The sequence below is a fragment of the Candidatus Planktophila sp. genome (genome assembly GCF_040402315.1).
GTDB lineage: Bacteria > Actinomycetota > Actinomycetes > Nanopelagicales > Nanopelagicaceae > Planktophila.
On sequence record NZ_JBBAMU010000003.1, the window covers coordinates 35,990 to 53,848 of the forward strand.

Here is a 17,859-nt window from a genome sequence, read left to right on the forward strand (position 1 = left end):
CGCGTACTCTTTCGCCATGGCTAATTACAAAGGCATCTCCAGAGTTGGCATCATCGGTGCCGGAACTATGGGTGAAGCATTTATTGCAGCCCTTATTCGTTCCGGAATGCAACCCGCTGTAATTGCCATTGTTGTACGCAGACAAGAGCGTGGCCAAGAGCTGGCAAAGAAGTACGGTGTCACAGTCGTTGGGTTAGCTGAAACCATCTCTTCATCTGATGTTCTCCTCCTAGGAATAAAACCCCAGGGTCTCTCAGATTTATTGCCTGAAATTGCGCCGCATCTGCGGCCCCAAACTCTCGTGATCTCCCTCCTTGCCGGCAAAACCATCGCCGCAATCTCAGAAGGTCTAAGTGGCCATAGAGCTATCGTCCGTGTGATGCCAAACACTCCCACCTTAGTTGGTAAAGGTATGGCCGGTTACTCACTGGCTGCTGGTGTTAGCGAAGATCAGACGAAGTTTGTCAAACAACTACTAACCGCAACCGGAAAGTCACTCCTTATTCCAGAAGATTTGCAAAATGCAATTACCGGAACAAGTGGCTCAGGTCCGGCCTACTTCTTCCGATTCGTTGAAGCGATGATTGAGGGATCTGTTGCACTCGGTCTATCACGCGAGGATGCAACTACTCTTACGGTGCAAACAATCGTAGGATCTGCCGCAATGTTGGAAGAATCCGGTGATAGCCCAACTGTTCTTCGCGAAAAAGTTACCAGCCTGAAAGGTGCAACTGCCCAAGCACTTGAAGTCTTTGATGAAGCGGGAATTTCAAAGATTGTCGCCGATGCGATGGCAGCCTCTGCCAAACGTGCCGCAGAGTTAGCGCAGTAATGAGAAGAATTGCACTTCTTCTCGTAATATCTTTAGCACTGGCTCAACCAGCGCAAGCAGTGCAAAAGAAAATAGCTGTGAAGAAAGTGACAACTCTTTTGAGTGTTCCTGGTGCCGAGATGCTGGCGGTGTCTGGCTCCTCCATCATCACCATTGCAACGATAGATTCACAAACAACTGATATCGCTCTCAGTGCAGTTGATGGAGCAGGTGTGTTGTTATGGGAGAAAGTACTTGATTCAGGTGTTGATGAAGTTGCCATGGCAATAACAGTTGATGGTGCGGCAAATGTGTGGCTGGCCGGCTTTTCATCGCAAGTAAAGAGTGCATCAGAAGAGACAGTAACTGTCGTAGCTGAAAACCCTGATGCCATAGCGCCGGAAGCTCCTCAAAAATTGAGAGGAGATCTCAACGTGCTCACCGTGTGGAAGATATCCCCCATGGGTGAACTGCTAGCAACCTATACATCTCAATACGATCTTCCTGGCCTGATTAACTCTATTTCAGTAAATAAATCTGGGTTATCTATTACCGGAGTACTTTCCGATAGAACATTTCTGCAGAACATGAGCGCCACAGGTGAATTCTCACAACAAGTAAGTATCGGTACAGCTAAGACCACAATTAACGCTGTTGTTCGAAATAGTGATGGCGGCTCATCACTAATTGGTTCGAGTACTGAAACTCTAGGAGGAAAGAAGTTAGCTGGAATTCGCGACGGTGTACTTGTTAAAGTCACCAAGGCAGGAGCAATCTCTTCCGTAGTTCGAAGCACTGCCATCAAAGGTGATCGCTCGTGGTTAAGTGCCGATTCGAGTTTGCTCTTAAGTGGTTATGTGAAAGTTGGAAAAATTACCGAAACTGCCATTACAAAATTTACTTCAACGTTTGTACCTACTTGGACAATCAGGTTCTCCTCCATCGGTCAATCACGGGCAATTACTGCAGCTGGTTCAAGTTATGCAGCGATAGTTTCAAAATCGGTGATTGCATCAATCATAGGATGGAAGCCAAGTAAGTCGCAGTTACTTGTAATCGCATTTGATTCAAAAGGAATTATGACAAGTGCATTTGGTTCATCCGAACTTAGTAACCCTATTGCACTGGCCTACTCAAAAGAGTTGGGTCTTGTGGGTCTTGCGCAAAGTACAGATCAGGCGCCAACCATATTTCGTATCGCTGCCCGTTAAATCTAGGGACGAAACATTGAGAGCTGGCCTTTATAGCCGGCAACTAAATATCGAACTCGATTTACGACAACCCAGGCCGAGGCAATCCCATCCTGATTTTCTTCAGTAGCAACTAACTTTATGGATGGCGTGCCCCGTGAATGATCTAGGACGCATAACCTTTGCGCGCAATTAAAAGCCGTGGCATCACCATCTGTATTTAGGAATTTACTTGGCGCGCCAAAGTTTTCCGGGGTAATTACATTTTGCTCAGGGGTGCTTTGTACTGTGCTCCAACGAATTCGATTAGGCCTTGGCATTGTTGCCGGACTAGCAATCATCCAACTTGCCTTGATTCCAGTAAGAGTCTTTGCGATAGAGATATCGTAACCAGCCATCGGAGTAAAGGACCCGGAAGCATCGAGGTTGTAATAACTCCAAGGCAAGGTGGAAAGTGTGTCGCGTGATGCAACCCGCACTTCACCCGATGTTGCTTCTTTGCGCTGATTAATTGTCAGAACAGAGTCATAAATAACAAAGGTCTTTCGGCCGTCATAGACAGCCTTGAGGTGAAATGCCACATCACCTGTACTGCGGCCATCAGTCTTACGATCTCCATCGACTAACTCATAACTCCACTTAGTTGCACCTTTTGGTTTGGCAGCGCCCAAGAGAATGCCTTGGCTCTCATCACGATAGAAGACTTGAATTCCAGCTGTCGTTGCTACGCAAGCATTTGAAACGCTGACATCACTTGCAGTGCGCACACGGATAGGGTCCTTGTAATCATTTACCGCAGTGCCATTTCCATCGATGATTTCGTAGGTAAATGTCTTACCGTCATAACGTGCGTAGTGCAGATCTCGATCTACCTTTTCGGAGTAGAAGATATGCAGAGTTTGACTTGTTCCCGACCCATTCACACATGTTGATATTGGGCTGGTAATGGGGCTCTTAGTACGTGGGGTGCTTCCACCTGTGCCATCAACAGTGAGCTTCTTCCAACTCATACCTTCCCACGTTGCAATCTTCAGACGCCCATTATTGGAATCGGTATAGAGCAGGGTTGGTTTTCTATTGAAGTTAATGCTCGTTACATTCTTGGCATCTGATGCATTATCGATAACAAATCGCTTCCACGCTGCGGTCGGGGTAATTGGAGCGGTAATCACGGCATCAGAAGTTCCGTTGGAATTGGATGCCACAATGCTGAAGGGATAACTGGTGCCATTCTTAAGGCCAGTAAAGGTTATGGGAGATGACATTGCGCTTATCACTTGATCTGTCTTGAGATTTCGGACCGAGTAACTTGTTATTTGGGCAGAGCGAGCATTTGCTGGTGGGTCGAAGGTAACAATGACAGAGCTATCGGAGATCAGCGCCGCAGCATTTCGCACCACCTGTGGAATTCCAACGGCCACACCCACGGGAGGCTTACGACGCATATCTTCCATCATGGCAAGTAGTAGCGGGCCAGGTTCGCGAAAGATTTCACCGGCATCAAGATTAGGTGTCATGATGCGATTTAGTTCAGATTTTGAATATGTTGCTTCATCTAAATGACTGACTGAAGATCCCTCCTCATATCGCGCAGGTGTATATAGAAGTGGCTTTACACCTCCGTTGGCTGCTATTCCAAAGGCGCCAGACCACACAAGAGTTGATGTCATAGCTTTGCCAAGTTCAAGTGATGGAGAAGGAAGGTCGGCAAGTCTTCGACCATCTGGTAATTGCGCATATGCATCGTATGGTGTGGGTTGCTCAATAGTTCCGTAACCAAAGAGATCATCGTAGGAATCGGTTGAGAGAAAACCTAGGCCATGTCCCATTTCATGCAAGAAGACAGATTGGAGATCGTATTCAGTTACGCGCGGGGCGCCATCGTTACGAGTATTCCAACCCGCAGTTGAATTCACTTGGATAACCATTTCTGGATTATTGGAATCTAAATCTTTACCTGCCAGAGCGTTTGCCAAAGCCGATGGGTACCAGAGACTTGGGTCAGGTGCACCATCAAAGCCGGAATAGTAATTTCCTGGTCGCGCGCTACCCAGAACGCTATAGGCAGCTACCCGGCTCCACGTTGCCTCGATAGTGATTGGAACGCTCGATTTAAAATTAGCACCCCATATATCTACCGCTGCTTGGAAATCTTTCTTCGCCCATTCTGGAAAATTCTGATAGATAATAACAAACTTAGATTTCTGTTCTAAATAAGCAACCTTTGGCGCACGGGTTTGCGTCTTTGCTACGGATGGTCCGGCATAGATATATCCCCAGGTAGTAGCTGGTGCGACCTTGAAATTATTAAGAGCATATGACTGGACTGGAGTGAGAAGGGAGAGAGCAAGAGTGAAGATTGTGAGAGCGCTGCCAGCTCTTGGTTTCATGCCTCTCATAGCGCCCAACGCTATCAGGATGCGAGAATGCAGTCATGGTCACAGTCACGGTTTATTCACGCCAAGGCTGTCATCTCTGTGAAATTGCGGAGAAAACTCTTCAGGAGTTGGTCGAAGAGTTAGCCTTTACTTTGGAAATACTATTTATAGATGGTAACACCGAGCTGGAAAAGTTATATGGAACAGAAGTTCCGGTTATTCATATCAATGGCGAACACCATGATTTCTATAGAATTGACCCGTTGAGATTTAAAACTTGCCTTGAAAAATATCGTCAGCATCAATAATTCGATATGAGTAACCTTGCTCGGCTAAGAAGCGTTGCCGGTTTTGAGCAAAGTCTTGATCAATAGTGTCTCGGGAAACTACTGAATAAAATATCGCGCCACGACCATCTGCCTTTGGTCGCAGAATTCGTCCTAAACGTTGTGCTTCTTCTTGGCGAGAACCAAAGGCTCCGGAAACCTGAATAGCAATTGTTGCCTCCGGTAGATCAACAGAGAAGTTTGCAACCTTTGAGACAACAAGACATGTAATTTCACCAGTACGAAATGCTGCAAATAAGCGTTCGCGCTCTTTTTGCGGCGTCTCACCTTTAATTACCGGAACGCCAAGAGTTTCTGATAAATCATCGAGCTGATCAAGATATTGGCCGATAACAAGAATCTGCTCGTTGGCATGGTGAGCCACAATCTCTTCCACAACATTTCGCTTCGTACGAGTAGTTGCGCAATATCGGTAACGTTCTTCTGGCTCAGCAGTTGCATAAGCAAGCCGCTCGGCTTCGGTGAGATTTACTCGCACCTCAATACATTCAGCTGGCGCGATATAACCCTGGGCCTCAATCTCTTTCCAAGGAACATCAAAGCGCTTAGGACCGATGAGCGAGAAGACTTCACCTTCCATGCCATCTTCGCGGACAAGGGTTGCAGTTAATCCCAGTCGGCGGCGAGATTGAATATCTGCAGTAAAGCGAAAGATTGGCGCGGGGAGTAGATGTACTTCGTCATAGATGATTAGTCCCCAGTCGTGGGTATCAAAGAGATCAAGGTGGGCATAGACGCCATTTTTCTTCTTTGTCATCACTTGGTATGTGGCAATTGTTACCGGGCGAATCTCTTTCTTTGACCCAGAGTATTCGCCGATCTCATCGTCATTAAGTGTTGTGCGCTTGAGTAATTCAGAACGCCACTGACGGGCGGCAATTGTGTTGGTGACAAGAATGAGAGTTGTTGCCTTCGCATGGGCCATTGCGGCAGCGCCCACAATTGTCTTTCCAGCTCCGCACGGAAGTACTACAACACCGGAACCACCATGCCAGAATCCTTCGGCGGCATGCTCTTGGTATTGGCGAATCTTCCAACCATCTTGCTTTAGTGCAATCTCATGTGCTTGGCCATCGACATAGCCGGCAAAATCTTCGGCTGGCCAGCCAAGACGAAGAAGTGATTGCTTAATCTGACCACGTTGGCTGGGGTGGACTGCAATTGTTTCATTATCAATTCTGATGCCAAGTAGTGGCGCAATCTTCTTGGCGCGAATTACTTCTTCCAGCACTCCAACGTCAGTGGTGGCAAGAATAAGTCCATGCACAGGATCAGCTTCTAATCGCAGCCGACCATAGCGAGACATCGTTTCGGCAACATCGACAAGCAGTGAATGCGGAACCGCATAGCGCGAGTACTTAATCAGAGTATCGATTACCAACTCTGCGTCGTGTCCGGCTGCGCGTGCATTCCAGAGTCCAAGATTGGTTAACCGGTAGGTATGAATATGTTCCGGGGAGCGCTCTAACTCTGCAAAGGGTGCAATCGCACGTCTGCATTCGGTTGAGAGTATGTGGTCAACATCAAGAAGAAGTGTTTTATCGCTCTGAACGATTAATGGGCCATCGCTCATGAGAGCAAATCCTTAATAAAAGCATGTAGGAAATCGCTGCGAGGTTGCATCGAAGAAATACTGACCCATTCATGTGGTGCATGGGCACCGCCACCCACGGCGCCAAGTCCATCTAGCACCTGCGCACCTGCAGCAGCTGCAAAGTTTCCATCACTAGCTCCACCAACTTCGGCAGAACCTAAGGCAGGCATTCCAATTGCTGCCGCAACTTTCTCGGCTCGCTCATAGAGTGCTTTGGTCGATGCGGGCTGTAACGGCGGGCGGTTAAGTCCACCAGTAACTTCAATGCGAGCGTTGGGATTCTCTGCAACAAGAGCACGAATCTTACGATCAACTCTTTCAAGTTCTGATTGTGAAAATGAGCGGGCATCAATATCAAGTGTTGCTAAATCAGGAACGGTATTTGTAGTATTTCCGGAGCTGAGCAGGGTTGGCACAACTGTGGTTCCGTGTTCAGTATTTTCCAGAGCGGAAAGCTTAAGAATAATGTGGGCAATTTCAGTAGTTGAGTTCACTCCCTTTTCTGGTTCGAGGCCAGCATGAGATGCCAGGCCATGAACTGCAATCTGATACATCGCAGTACCTTTCCGACCTGTCTTCACTTTCCCGTCCAATGACGCTTCCAGGACCAAAACTGCTTTCGCTCTTGATGAGACTTCTTTAATCAAAGCTTTAGAACAATGGCTTCCGGTTTCTTCATCGGTAGTTGCAATGAGCGCAACAGATCCTTCAATTCCCTTAAGGGCATAGAGTGCTTGAATAAATCCGGCCTTCATATCAAATGTGCCAGGCCCGCGTAGTACATCGCCCTTTACTTCCCAGATAGGTCGATAGGAACCAATCGGCCAGACGGTGTCGAGGTGAGCAAGAATGACTACATCAGGTGATTCAGCGCCCCACCAAAAAACAGGGTGACCTTCAATTTCTTTTATCTGTGCCGGAACACCGAGTACGCGCGTGGCAATATCACTGGCAAGTGTGACAACCGAGCGGCAAGCGCCAAGATCATCGCTGGGTGATTCACAGCGAACGAGCGCTTCTAGGGCGGCCAACATAGGCAGAAGTCTGCCGTATTGGGCCACCTTCTCGCTTGTCATAGCGCAGCCACCCCCGTGATTCGAGCGATTCTAAAGGTCTGCACTTCACCAGTAGCGTGATCTCGCGCGACAAGTGAGCCGGCGCTGAGTTTGAGCGGGTCAATAATGCGGTGAGAAACGAGCCCATTGTTATCGGCATAGCCAATAGAGAGAGATGTTGAAGGTTGATTCTGCAAGTAATCACTTAAGAGTTCGAGGGTTTCATTTGCAGTTGTGCGAGGAAGTGAACCTAACGCCTCAGTTGCAATGTTGCGCATGGTGCTCTGCTTACGACTTGATTTCTCGCCAGCGCGAAGCGCTCGCAGCGCACCCGCAATATGAATTTCATCGGGGCGATCAATTTCACCGATAATCCTCGGTGGCCGCGCCTTACTTTGCGCTCGTTGAATTCGCGGGCCGCTGAGCAGTAACCCTCGAGAATCTTCTGCGGCAGGCAGATAGCCGCAACTTCGCAACACATTGATTGCCTCGGCGGCATCATGGCCACAGATAATTACTTCAGGTGCAATCTTGCGCAGACCCAAGATCTCAAGTCGCTTATCTCCCATTATTTGTGTGATGAGAGCTGAATCTTCACAACGAATAAAGGAAGCGGTATTTCCCACACGCAATTTTCCATGTTTCTTGGCAACATCGGCGATTAAGTACGCAAGTGGTTGCGGCATGGGAGTCTTAGAAGTTTTGGTCAGAAATTTAGTTATCTCTTCGCCAGTGCGTCCGTGGTCGAGTCCTCTGCGAATCGAGCCCTCTGAGAATCGATAGACGGTGGCGCCTCCTCTTGATTCCACATCTGCAATTAGCGCTAACTCTTGCGCTACTTCATGTTCTAGCGGACCCGGAGCGATGGCGGTGTTATCACTTTGGATAAGTATGTGATCGACAGGTTTTGGTAGGTCGGTATTGATTGACTCATTGTCGCCGCCGGCTAAGAAGTCAGCGCCGTATGCACAGATCACTCCTTGGCCCGTTATTCCCAGCCATTCGGCCTCGCGCAGAGTCCATGTCACATAATCGAGTTGTAGCCCACCTGAACGTTTACTTGGGGCAAGCCATTGTGCAGATTGATGCAGCGAATCTAAATCCGGGGCAATGGCAGAATTTTCATTGAGTAGTTGCAGAACTAATCGTCTGGTAGCCGCAGCCATTGAACGATCTAGCTCTGGGCCCAAAGGTGCAACATTCTTCTGTCCTTCTTTGCCAACAAGTCCTGACATTCGCGATGAGATATACCAAGCAGATGTCAGTGATTGCCAACGCACAGAAACACTCTGGGTAAGCCAAATATCAAATTGGTGAGTAGGCAATATTTTGTCATCCGGATCAATCGTGAGCAGCCCTGCTAGATATGAAACTTCTGCAACAAAAGCGGCACACGTTTCATCGACACCTAAATGAGCCGATAGCTCTTTAAGTTCTCGCACACCTAAGCCACCAGAACGGAGTGCTGTGGCAGGCTCTTGCGCCCAAAAATTCAATACCTCTTCAGTCCAGCGAAGGAAGGTAGCGATATTTGCGATCGCAGCTAGTTGCACATTACGAGTATCACGCACAGCGCCCGTGACTGAGGGCTGAGTATTTTCAAGTTGGCGATGAACTTTATTTCCGCGTAAATACATTGCTACTTCGCGCGGCATTACAACCGTTTGTTGATTAAATGCAATGAGGAGTTTTTCATCTAGTAACCACTGAACTCCAGCAGCAGGCTTCTTGACATCAGTTACAGCGCCGCGCGGTGGTCCCCAGAACATGGCATCCAGAACTTTTTTAGCCGCAGCAGGTGCATCTTCTAACTTCTTTAACTTCAAAGTACCAAGGGATGCGGGGCCGAGGCCAGCAATTTCATTTCCGAGCACTTCCCTCAGCGTTGATGGCACCCGAAGGCCATCTTTATCCTGATAGATCAGAGCCCGTTCAATCAGCCCAGGCAGAACAAAAAGTGCAGATTTATCTGTTACGGAAGCTATCTCCTTTTCCGTAAAAGGTTCATTCATCACTGCGCACGCTTCAAGTACTTGCAGCTGCCATTTATTAAGGGCATCTACTGCGCGAGCAAGGCTGGGCGCAGATGAAGCACGCACTGCCAGGCTTGCGATATCTGGTGGAACCGGAGTGATTAAGTCAGGGCGATAGGAAAATATGGAGATGAGCGCGGCATCATCGAGTGCGCGCAGATAATCGGCATAAGAGCGAATTTCCATAACCTGCCAACGATAGCCGTAAGTGAGGTTTATGTGCCAATCGGGTTAGCGTTTGCGAGGAGAGAGCAGGGTTGCCAGGGCAGCGATTCTACTGACCGCCGGCCCAAGTAAACGGTTGACAAATCGAGCTCTACGAAAATCGTGAATTGGCCATCCTTCAGCAAGTGCGCGAATTCGAAGAATCGCATCAGGATTAATTGCACATGGGTGGCCCACCGCTTGCAACAAGGGAATGTCGTTGTGGCTATCTGAATATGAGTAACAATCTTCCAGGATAAATCCATGTTCCTCTGAAAGTCTTTGTATTGCTTTTGCTTTCTCTATTCCGTGCAGAAGTTTTCCTTCTAATTCACCGGTATACACACCATTTTTAATGCTTGCCTTACTACCGAGAGCTCCCGTTAATCCTAGACGTTGGGCAATGATGTCGGCCATATCTTGAGGCGCCGCAGTTACCAACCAAACTTCTTCACCGCGATCTAGATGAGATTTTGCAATCTCAAATGTTCCTTGCCATAATTTTGGTGAGACGAATTCATCATAAATCTCTTCCCCGACTTTTTTAATCTCCTCAACTTTATGGCCACCGATGAAATCAGTTGCCGCATTTTGAAACTTTTCAATTACTTCCTTCTTTTCCGTACCCGTCATGCGAAAACGTAGGTTGGCGACCACGAATCGAGAGATATCGGCCTTTGTGAAGAAGCCGCGCTGGTACATGCCTCTTCCGAGAAAGTAGAGCGTCGACCCTCGCACGAGGGTGTTATCTACATCGAAAAAGGCCGCTCGATTTGCCATGAGTGCCATGTCACTACCCTAGCGATACGCGGTAGAAATAGACGCTTTATGATTAGGGGTATGAGTTCGATTGTTCACGTAATCCGTCATGGTGAAGTCGAGAATCCTGAAAAAATTCTCTACGGCCGCCAACCTGGATGGAGACTGTCACAACGCGGACAAGAGATGGCACAGGTTATTGCCGATTGGTCGAAGTCGATTGATCTCGGTGCGCTACATGCATCGCCGCTACAACGTGCACAAGAGACTGCGGCTCCAATTGCTCGGGCACACTCACTGGATATCACCACAGATGAAAAATTAATCGAGGCAGCCAACATATTTGAAGGTCAGAAGTTTGAACTTGGTAGCGGGGTTCTTAGACACCCATCATCATGGAAACATCTGGTTAATCCCTGGAAACCATCATGGGGTGAACCTTATGAAGAGCAAATTTCACGGATGCTAGCTGCTGTTTTCCAAGCACGAGATGCGGCGCAAGGTAAAGATGCAATGGTTGTTTCACATCAACTACCGATATGGATTCTAAGAAGCGCCATCGAAGGTCGAAAACTGATTCACGATCCACGCAAGCGCCAGTGCACATTGGCTTCGGTTACCAGTATTCACTTTGATGACGAAGCAATGATCTCTGGAACGTCCTACTCTGAACCAGCAAAGCATCTGTTGCCGCGGAAGTAAAATATGAAAAAATTGATTCCGATAATTATTGCACTCTTGGCGCTAGTGGGATGCAGCAATGGTGGTGCATCGAAGGCAGAAGAGAGCTACATCTCTGGTGATGGGGCAGTTACATTTATCAACTCCAGTGATCGCATTCCTGCTCCTGCAATTTCCGGAAAGACCTTACTTGGAACCAACTACACATACTCAGTAGGCAAAGTTGCCGTTGTTAACGTGTGGGCCTCTTGGTGCTCACCATGTAGAGCTGAAGAACCAGCACTCTCTGAGCTAGCGTTGATGTATCCAGAGATTGCATTCATTGGAATCTTAACGCGTGATAATCCAGTAAATGCGGAAGCATTTGTGCGAAAGCGCAACGTTCCATATCCAACTTTGATTGATGATGCGGTACTCATTGGATTCCGGGATTCGCTACCCGCTAATGCAATCCCCTCAACAGTTGTCATTGATAAGCAGGGAAATGTTGCTGCCCGCATCTCAGGTGCTGTCACAGTCTCATCCTTGCGGGATTTGATCGAGAAGGTGTTGGCAGAATGACAGATTTCATTGTTGACCAGATTATGAGCGGTTTTTTGCTGACAGCCCTGCCACTAGCAATAGTGGCAGGTGTGGTCTCATTCTTATCTCCGTGCGTTCTACCGCTTGTTCCTGGCTACCTTGCCTTCGCTGCCGGTTTCTCGAAATCTCGTGGAAAAGTATTTCTCGGCTCACTCCTATTCGTAGCTGGGTTTAGCGCGCTCTTCATCTCATACGGTCTTCTCTTTGGTGCAATTGGTTCTCGCGTTGCAACTAATGAAGAGCTGATTACCCAGGTGCTTGGCATATTTACCATTCTGATGGGGCTCATTTTTCTTGGTTTGTTTCCTATGATGCCAACAGTAAAGCCAAAGATTTCAACTACCGGTGGTCTTGTTGGCGCACCATTGTTGGGATTCCTCTTCGGTGTTGGTTGGACGCCATGCATCGGTCCAGCCTTAGCGACAGTGCAGACCTTAGCTTTTCAAGAATCAAGTGCGATGCGTGGAGCAATTCTTTCCCTTGGATATTGCATTGGTCTGGGAATTCCATTTATCGCCACCGGCCTCTATCTAGATAAATCAGAATCTTTCCGTAAGTTCTTGATGAGAAGAGGTGACTTGATTACAAAGTTTGGTGGCTCTCTTCTTATTGTGATTGGCGTTCTGCAACTTCTGGGATTCTGGTCAGATCTCATGATTTCACTACGTTCACTGATCGCAGATTTTAGTCCGGTGATCTAATGACAGAACAGCGAGAATTACCAGAGTTAGGCTTTGTGGCTCTATCTAGATACGCATGGCGACAGCTGACAAGCATGCGCACCGCGCTAATTCTGCTCATGCTGATGGGAGTAGCGGCAATACCTGGCTCATTAATTCCACAAAGACCAATAAACCCAATGGCTGTCCGTGATTTCTTTAGTAGCAATCCCGAGCTCGCGCGTTGGTATGACCGAGCATCACTTTTTGAGGTCTATGCCTCGCCATGGTTTAGCGCAATTTACATACTTCTTTTTATCTCACTAATTGGTTGCGTACTTCCACGTACCGTTGAACATTACGAAGCGATGCTGGCTCAGCCACCTGCCACACCTAAGAATTTAACTCGACTTTCGCATTATCAGGAATTTGATTCGCCGCCGCTAGCACTTGAGCGAGCAGGTATCTGGTTTAGAAAAAACCGATTTAGAGTGCGAGTTGAAGGTAATTCGATCTCGGCTGAAAAAGGTTATTTGCGAGAAACTGGAAATCTTCTTTTTCATCTATCTCTGATCTTAGTTCTAGTAGGAGTCAGCTTCGGCTCCCTCTTCGGTATGAATGGTTATGCCATTGTGAACGTGGGAGAACGATTTATCAATGTTCCAACAACGTATGACTCTCTCTCATTTGGAAAACTTAAAAGCGACAATTCTTTGCAACCTTTTCAAATTAATGTTGATAAATTTGATGCCAAATATGATCCAAGGACAAGCGCCCCGCTTGATTACACCGCGTGGGTGACAGTTGTATATGAGGGTAAGACCAGTAAGAAAGTTGTAAAAGTTAATAAGCCACTTACCTTCGGCAGCACACGCGTCTACCTGCAAGCCAATGGATATAGCCCTGTTGTTACGGTGCGTGATAACAGTAAGAACGTTGTGCTCCAAGGCCCCGTTCCGCTCCTTCCGCAAGATGGGAATCTGCGATCTATTGGTGCCATCAAAGTTCCGGACGCCGATCCAGCTGTTGGCTTTGTAGTTTCCTTTGTTCCCACCAACGCTCGAACAACTTCGCAGGGCGCAATATCTATATATCCAGAATTGCTTGATCCCAAGCTTCTATTCTCTATCTGGCAGGGAGATCTTGGATTGGACTCGGGCGTACCTACATCGGTCTACAAGATTGATACCGAAAAATTGACCCAGATTGGACTGGGCTCAGTAAAGCCAGGTGACACATTTAACTATGCCAGTGGCTCCATCACACTAGAAACAGTCATTCCATGGGTCAATCTGCAGGTAGTGCAAGATCCTGGAAAGAGTTATGCCCTCATCGGCGGTATTCTTGCCATCGCAGGATTGCTTACTTCACTTTACGGTCGTCGTCGCAGGATCTGGATTCGCGTGACAGAAAGTGGAGTTGAAGTTTCAGGACTCGCAAAAAATAGTGCGCCTGGTTTGGAAGTAGAAGTAAATAAATTTGTTTCATATGTAAAGGAAGGGAAATAATGCAGACTACGTGGGCCTACATCTCTAACTACTGCGTGTACTCAGCTATGGCTGTCTTTGCCCTCTCATTTATTGCTCACGCCTTTGAAACTGCCTTTGCTGTGCGCACACCGGAGAGCTCAGATTCAACACAGGGAAATCTGCTCGTAAAGACTTTGGATTACAAGCGCACTGAAAAAATAGCACGCATTGCCACCGCGCTAATGATTTTGGCATTCCTACTCCTGTTCGCAGGAGTGGTTGCACGTGGAATTTCGGCTGAGCATGTTCCTTGGGGAAATATGTATGAGTTCTCAATCACCGGAGCACTCGCATTTACTGGTGCCTATTTGGCTGCGCTTCGAAAGTATGACCTTCGCTGGCTTGGGCTTTTCATATCAATTTCAGCGCTGCTGACGCTTGGTACCGCAATCACATTGCTCTACCGCGATAGCTCACCACTTGTTCCTGCGTTGAAGTCACCATGGCTTGTTATCCATGTAGTTACCGCAATTATCTCTGGTGGGGTCTTCCTACTTGCAAATGTTGTTGCGGGTGCTTATCTCTATCTTGAAAGAGTTGAAGAGAGAGGCGCGCGTCCTGCTTGGTTGCAACGAGTACCGAGCCTTGAAGTTCTGGATCAACTTTCCTATCGCCTGGTTGCATTTGTATTTCCACTCTGGACTTTTTCAGTGATCGCCGGAGCAATCTGGGCAGAAGCTGCTTGGGGTCGTTATTGGGGATGGGATCCAAAAGAGACCTGGGCCTTTATTACTTGGGTTGCATATGCCGCTTACCTACATGCACGTGTAACTGTTGGCTGGCGCGGACGCCGAGCGGCATGGCTCTGTATTTTTGCTGGATCTACATTCTTATTTAATTACGTATATGTAAATGTGTGGGGAACCGGAAAGCACACCTACTCTGGGCTGTAGAAGTCTCTATATTCTGCGCAAGAAATCTGGGTCATCATCAGGAGGCAAGATTTTCTTCTGCGGCTTTCGCTTAGGCAGATTCTTCAATGGATTTCTACCAATAACCAAATATGCAATAGGACCAAAAATTCCAGTCAAGAGAATAATGATTAGCCAGCCCCACTTAGGCAACTTCTGAATTTGCGTTTCATCCCGACGAGCACAATCAATAAAGGTGTAGAGAGTCAGTGCCACCGATAAAATCAGTAGTAAACCTGTCAATTTAATCATGCTCCAATTGTAATCATCTAGAGTGCTAACGAGCCAGCAAAGGTTATCGCAAAGAGAAGTTGTAACTTACCTGTGCTCCCCAGCAGCGGAATTAGCTGGCTTCCAGTGGCTCCCTGCAGCACCTTTTTAGATATGAAATACGCCACAGGAACGGTAATGAGAGTTAAGAGAACCCAGATATGTCCAGTCAGGGCGGCGAAGATGTAGGCAGATGCCAGCAAGAGCACAAAAAATACTCTTGAACCGCGATCGCCTAAGCGCACTGCAAGCGTGCGCTTTCCAACTAGCTCATCTTGTGCGCGGTCGCGAATGTTATTTATTGCAAGCAGTGCACATGAGAGCGATCCCATCGGAACGGAGGCGGCAAATGAAACCCAGTTGATTTCTAGAGTCTGAACGTAATAACTTCCCATCGTTGCAACAACTCCGAAGAAGATAAAGACTGACATCTCACCCAGTCCTTTATATCCATATGGATTCTTGCCACCGGTGTAACCCCAGGCAGCAGCAATTGCTGCGACCCCCAGCAGAATGACCCACCACGATGACAGCACTGCCAAAGCAATACCGGCGATAGATGCTGCTGCAAATGAGAGTATCGCTGCCCGCTTCACGGATTCAGCTGGTGCTAAACCTGATGCAGTTAGACGAACTGGGCCAATGCGATTGTCATCTGTTCCACGAATGCCATCTGAGTAATCATTTGAGTAATTAACTGCTACTTGAAGACAGAGGCTGACAGTCAGTGCCAGAAGTGCCTGCACTGGCTTTATATCTTCACCAGCTAAGACAGTGGCAACGAGAACAGGGGCAATTGCTGCCGGCAGTGTGCGCGGACGGGCACCTTGAATCCAAATATTAATAATTCTCCTCCAGCGCCAACTCGGCTAACTTCTTACGATCAACCTTACCGATACCAATCAGGGGTAACTCTGGCAGAGCTAAAAATCCTCTTGGTTTTGCCACAGCTCCAAATTCCTCAACTAGAAATTCTGTAATTTCCTTCTCGTTGGCTGACACATCACCGGCAATAGCAAGATGTAGCGCATCGCCCCATTCCGGATTTTTCACGCCAAAAGCGGCGAAGGTAAGTGCTGGATATCTGTTCTGTAGAAAGCGCTCAATGGCGCTGATGGAGATATTTACTCCTCCGCAGATAAGAACGTCATCGACTCTTCCTTCGACAATTAGTTTGCCATTTTCTATCTTTCCGAAATCAGAAGTGAAGAACCACCCATTGTGCATTTCTTTCGCCCACGTTGATTCAGCGTTTATGTAGCTAGTAGCCAGCACTGTTCCTTTAATTGCAATTCGGTTTTCCTCAACAATCTTTACTTCAACTCCATCCAACACCTGACCGTTATAGACGCAGCCACCAGAAGTTTCAGTCATTCCGTAGGTAGTAACAATATTGATGCCAGCAGCAATAGCTTCTTTTCTAAGCTCATCAGATAAAGCGGCGCCACCAACGAGAACAGCTTTTGCATCAACAAGATGCTTCATAAGTTTGGAATCACCTTTGAGTGCGCGAAATAAGTGTGTGGGAACAATTGCTGTGAAATCAACTTTTGGATATGGCCCTTGCTGCTTTCGGAGATCAACAGGATCAGTTCCGAGTTCGAGGCAGCGGATCAGCACATTAATGCCTGCAATATGAGTTGCTGGCAATAGCAGCGACCAGGTATCACCATGGGATGCAGCTAAATATTTATTGGACCCTTGCGCAGAAGCAACAAGTGCTGCTGCCGAGAGCCCGACCTCTTTTGCTACCCCGGAACTTCCGGTCGTAGCAACTACCAGGCTGATGTCACCGCTAACAAGGCTGGTAGCGCTCTGCCCAAGAGATAGCGCTGGGCCTTGTGATGCCAGAGCTGTTGCCAGGCGCGCCATTAATTCGCGCACACTCCACTCGGGATTGGCTGCGAGAAGTTCTCGTTGTGCGTTCTGCTCCATTGCCCGCGTAGGCTATCGCTCGTAGACCAGATGGAGGAATCGTGAGCAAGCCTATTAAGCGTGATTTTGGTGACCGGACTATCCCTATCTGGGCTACCGGCCCTGGTGGCGAGGCATTTTCCGATATTAAATATCAGGTTGCCGATGGCATTGCAAAAATCACGATCAACCGCCCAGAAGTACGAAACGCATTTCGGCCACAAACAATTATTGAATTAAAGTCAGCTTTTGATTTAGCACGTGATAACTCTGAAGTTGGAGTCATCATTCTTACCGGTCAGGGTGATGAAGCTTTCTGTTCTGGTGGGGATATCAACGTTCGTGGCGATGATGGTTATCTTGGGGATGATTCACTTTCAAAGCAAGGAGTGGGTCGCCTCAATGTTTTAGATTTGCAAGTACAGATTCGTCGCACCCCAAAACCAGTTGTTGCCATGATTGCCGGTTGGGCAATTGGTGGCGGTCACGTTCTCCATGTTGTCTGCGATCTCTCAATCGCAGCCGATAATGCAAAGTTTGGTCAGACCGGACCACGGGTTGGCTCCTTCGATGGCGGTTATGGTTCTGGACTATTAGCTGCAAGTGTTGGCCAGAAGAAAGCGCGCGAAATTTGGTTTCTTACTCGTCAATACGATGCCCAAGAAGCGCTATCAATGGGGCTGGTTAACACCGTTGTTCCACTTAAAGAATTGGAAGCTGAGACAGTTTCCTGGTGCCGCGAGATGTTGCAGAACTCACCGATGGCACTTCGTCTAATTAAGGCATCGATGAACGCTGCCGATGATGGACTTGCCGGAGTTCAACAACTTGCAGGAGATGCAACGCTGCTCTTCTATTTATCACAAGAGGGACAAGAAGGCCGCGATGCCTATAAGGAGAAGCGCAAGCCTGACTTCGGAAAGTTCCCCAAGCGTCCGTAAC

General features: G+C 47.8%; 17 protein-coding genes. 9 read left to right on the forward strand and 8 right to left on the reverse strand.

Features of this window, described 5'->3' with window-relative positions; all coding sequences use genetic code 11:
- Nucleotides 1-16 precede the first annotated feature (16 nt).
- Complete coding sequence (gene proC / locus AC9UEP_RS01235) at nucleotides 17-832, forward strand: pyrroline-5-carboxylate reductase (protein ID WP_509543282.1); 816 nt, start codon at nucleotides 17-19, stop codon at nucleotides 830-832.
- The gene (locus AC9UEP_RS01240) at nucleotides 832-2,022 is read left to right on the forward strand and encodes a hypothetical protein (protein ID WP_509543284.1); all 1,191 of its coding nucleotides are present in this window, start codon (nucleotides 832-834) and stop codon (nucleotides 2,020-2,022) included. The genes proC and AC9UEP_RS01240 overlap by 1 nt, the downstream gene beginning before the upstream one ends.
- Nucleotides 2,023-2,024: 2 nt before the next feature.
- On the opposite strand, the gene AC9UEP_RS01245 is transcribed toward AC9UEP_RS01240, so the two are convergent.
- Complete coding sequence (locus AC9UEP_RS01245) at nucleotides 2,025-4,391, reverse strand: fibronectin type III domain-containing protein (protein ID WP_509543286.1); 2,367 nt, start codon at nucleotides 4,389-4,391, stop codon at nucleotides 2,025-2,027.
- 44 nt (nucleotides 4,392-4,435) lie between these two features.
- Here AC9UEP_RS01245 and AC9UEP_RS01250 point away from each other — a divergent pair, with 44 nt between their 5' ends.
- On the forward strand, nucleotides 4,436-4,687 hold the full coding sequence (locus AC9UEP_RS01250; protein ID WP_509543288.1) for a glutaredoxin family protein: 252 nt from the start codon (nucleotides 4,436-4,438) through the stop codon (nucleotides 4,685-4,687).
- Here AC9UEP_RS01250 and AC9UEP_RS01255 read toward each other — a convergent pair.
- From AC9UEP_RS01255 to AC9UEP_RS01270, 4 genes are read right to left on the reverse strand one after another with little or no spacing between them, the layout of a single operon-like run.
- Nucleotides 4,650-6,299, reverse strand: a complete 1,650-nt coding sequence (locus AC9UEP_RS01255) for a DNA repair helicase XPB (RefSeq protein ID WP_509543290.1) — start codon at nucleotides 6,297-6,299, stop codon at nucleotides 4,650-4,652. The two genes, AC9UEP_RS01250 and AC9UEP_RS01255, sit on opposite strands and share 38 nt — an antisense overlap.
- Nucleotides 6,296-7,396: a M20/M25/M40 family metallo-hydrolase gene (locus AC9UEP_RS01260; RefSeq protein ID WP_509543292.1), complete on the reverse strand. Its 1,101-nt coding sequence runs from the start codon at nucleotides 7,394-7,396 to the stop codon at nucleotides 6,296-6,298. The genes AC9UEP_RS01255 and AC9UEP_RS01260 overlap by 4 nt, the downstream gene beginning before the upstream one ends.
- Nucleotides 7,393-9,594, reverse strand: coding sequence for a helicase-associated domain-containing protein (locus AC9UEP_RS01265; protein WP_509543294.1), 2,202 nt, complete (start codon nucleotides 9,592-9,594; stop codon nucleotides 7,393-7,395). The genes AC9UEP_RS01260 and AC9UEP_RS01265 overlap by 4 nt, the downstream gene beginning before the upstream one ends.
- A 45-nt stretch (nucleotides 9,595-9,639) precedes the next feature.
- Complete coding sequence (locus tag AC9UEP_RS01270) at nucleotides 9,640-10,401, reverse strand: HAD family hydrolase (RefSeq protein ID WP_509543296.1); 762 nt, start codon at nucleotides 10,399-10,401, stop codon at nucleotides 9,640-9,642.
- A gap of 51 nt (nucleotides 10,402-10,452) precedes the next feature.
- Between AC9UEP_RS01270 and AC9UEP_RS01275 the strand changes: the two genes are divergently transcribed.
- From AC9UEP_RS01275 to ccsB, 5 genes are read left to right on the forward strand one after another with little or no spacing between them, the layout of a single operon-like run.
- Entirely contained in the window at nucleotides 10,453-11,073 is a 621-nt protein-coding gene (locus AC9UEP_RS01275) for a histidine phosphatase family protein (RefSeq protein WP_509543298.1), read from the forward strand.
- 3 nt (nucleotides 11,074-11,076) lie between these two features.
- On the forward strand, nucleotides 11,077-11,613 hold the full coding sequence (locus AC9UEP_RS01280; RefSeq protein ID WP_509543300.1) for a TlpA family protein disulfide reductase: 537 nt from the start codon (nucleotides 11,077-11,079) through the stop codon (nucleotides 11,611-11,613).
- On the forward strand, nucleotides 11,610-12,335 hold the full coding sequence (locus AC9UEP_RS01285; protein WP_509543302.1) for a cytochrome c biogenesis CcdA family protein: 726 nt from the start codon (nucleotides 11,610-11,612) through the stop codon (nucleotides 12,333-12,335). The genes AC9UEP_RS01280 and AC9UEP_RS01285 overlap by 4 nt, the downstream gene beginning before the upstream one ends.
- The gene (gene resB, locus AC9UEP_RS01290) at nucleotides 12,335-13,801 is read left to right on the forward strand and encodes a cytochrome c biogenesis protein ResB (protein WP_509543304.1); all 1,467 of its coding nucleotides are present in this window, start codon (nucleotides 12,335-12,337) and stop codon (nucleotides 13,799-13,801) included. Before AC9UEP_RS01285 ends, resB begins: the two co-directional genes overlap by 1 nt.
- Nucleotides 13,801-14,715, forward strand: coding sequence for a c-type cytochrome biogenesis protein CcsB (ccsB, locus tag AC9UEP_RS01295; protein ID WP_509543306.1), 915 nt, complete (start codon nucleotides 13,801-13,803; stop codon nucleotides 14,713-14,715). The genes resB and ccsB overlap by 1 nt, the downstream gene beginning before the upstream one ends.
- Nucleotides 14,716-14,721: 6 nt before the next feature.
- Here the strand turns inward: ccsB and AC9UEP_RS01300 are convergent, their stop codons facing one another.
- From AC9UEP_RS01300 to AC9UEP_RS01310, 3 genes are read right to left on the reverse strand one after another with little or no spacing between them, the layout of a single operon-like run.
- Nucleotides 14,722-14,985 (reverse strand): PLD nuclease N-terminal domain-containing protein, encoded by a 264-nt coding sequence (locus AC9UEP_RS01300; protein WP_509543308.1) that lies wholly within the window; start codon nucleotides 14,983-14,985, stop codon nucleotides 14,722-14,724.
- 17 nt (nucleotides 14,986-15,002) lie between these two features.
- Nucleotides 15,003-15,848: a 1,4-dihydroxy-2-naphthoate polyprenyltransferase gene (locus tag AC9UEP_RS01305; RefSeq protein WP_509543334.1), complete on the reverse strand. Its 846-nt coding sequence runs from the start codon at nucleotides 15,846-15,848 to the stop codon at nucleotides 15,003-15,005.
- The gene (locus tag AC9UEP_RS01310; protein WP_509543310.1) at nucleotides 15,844-16,938 is read right to left on the reverse strand and encodes an AMP-binding protein; all 1,095 of its coding nucleotides are present in this window, start codon (nucleotides 16,936-16,938) and stop codon (nucleotides 15,844-15,846) included. Before AC9UEP_RS01310 ends, AC9UEP_RS01305 begins: the two co-directional genes overlap by 5 nt.
- An 80-nt stretch (nucleotides 16,939-17,018) precedes the next feature.
- Between AC9UEP_RS01310 and menB the strand changes: the two genes are divergently transcribed.
- Nucleotides 17,019-17,858 carry a 1,4-dihydroxy-2-naphthoyl-CoA synthase gene (gene menB / locus AC9UEP_RS01315; RefSeq protein ID WP_509543336.1) on the forward strand — a complete coding sequence of 280 codons (840 nt, stop codon included), beginning with the start codon at nucleotides 17,019-17,021 and terminating at the stop codon, nucleotides 17,856-17,858.
- The last annotated feature ends 1 nt before the right edge of the window (nucleotide 17,859 follow it).

Bases quoted from the DNA above. Each gene is read 5' to 3' on its own strand.
- AC9UEP_RS01245 (WP_509543286.1), bottom strand. From the start codon at position 4,391: ATGAAACCAAGAGCTGGCAGCGCTCTCACAATCTTCACTCTTGCTCTC.
- AC9UEP_RS01300 (WP_509543308.1), bottom strand. From the start codon at position 14,985: ATGATTAAATTGACAGGTTTACTACTGATTTTATCGGTGGCACTGACT.
- AC9UEP_RS01270 (WP_509543296.1), bottom strand. From the start codon at position 10,401: ATGGCACTCATGGCAAATCGAGCGGCCTTTTTCGATGTAGATAACACC.
- AC9UEP_RS01265 (WP_509543294.1), bottom strand. From the start codon at position 9,594: ATGGAAATTCGCTCTTATGCCGATTATCTGCGCGCACTCGATGATGCC.
- AC9UEP_RS01240 (WP_509543284.1), top strand. From the start codon at position 832: ATGAGAAGAATTGCACTTCTTCTCGTAATATCTTTAGCACTGGCTCAA.
- AC9UEP_RS01285 (WP_509543302.1), top strand. From the start codon at position 11,610: ATGACAGATTTCATTGTTGACCAGATTATGAGCGGTTTTTTGCTGACA.
- proC (WP_509543282.1), top strand. From the start codon at position 17: ATGGCTAATTACAAAGGCATCTCCAGAGTTGGCATCATCGGTGCCGGA.
- AC9UEP_RS01255 (WP_509543290.1), bottom strand. From the start codon at position 6,299: ATGAGCGATGGCCCATTAATCGTTCAGAGCGATAAAACACTTCTTCTT.
- AC9UEP_RS01260 (WP_509543292.1), bottom strand. From the start codon at position 7,396: ATGACAAGCGAGAAGGTGGCCCAATACGGCAGACTTCTGCCTATGTTG.
- AC9UEP_RS01310 (WP_509543310.1), bottom strand. From the start codon at position 16,938: ATGGAGCAGAACGCACAACGAGAACTTCTCGCAGCCAATCCCGAGTGG.
- AC9UEP_RS01250 (WP_509543288.1), top strand. From the start codon at position 4,436: ATGGTCACAGTCACGGTTTATTCACGCCAAGGCTGTCATCTCTGTGAA.
- ccsB (WP_509543306.1), top strand. From the start codon at position 13,801: ATGCAGACTACGTGGGCCTACATCTCTAACTACTGCGTGTACTCAGCT.
- AC9UEP_RS01280 (WP_509543300.1), top strand. From the start codon at position 11,077: ATGAAAAAATTGATTCCGATAATTATTGCACTCTTGGCGCTAGTGGGA.
- AC9UEP_RS01275 (WP_509543298.1), top strand. From the start codon at position 10,453: ATGAGTTCGATTGTTCACGTAATCCGTCATGGTGAAGTCGAGAATCCT.
- resB (WP_509543304.1), top strand. From the start codon at position 12,335: ATGACAGAACAGCGAGAATTACCAGAGTTAGGCTTTGTGGCTCTATCT.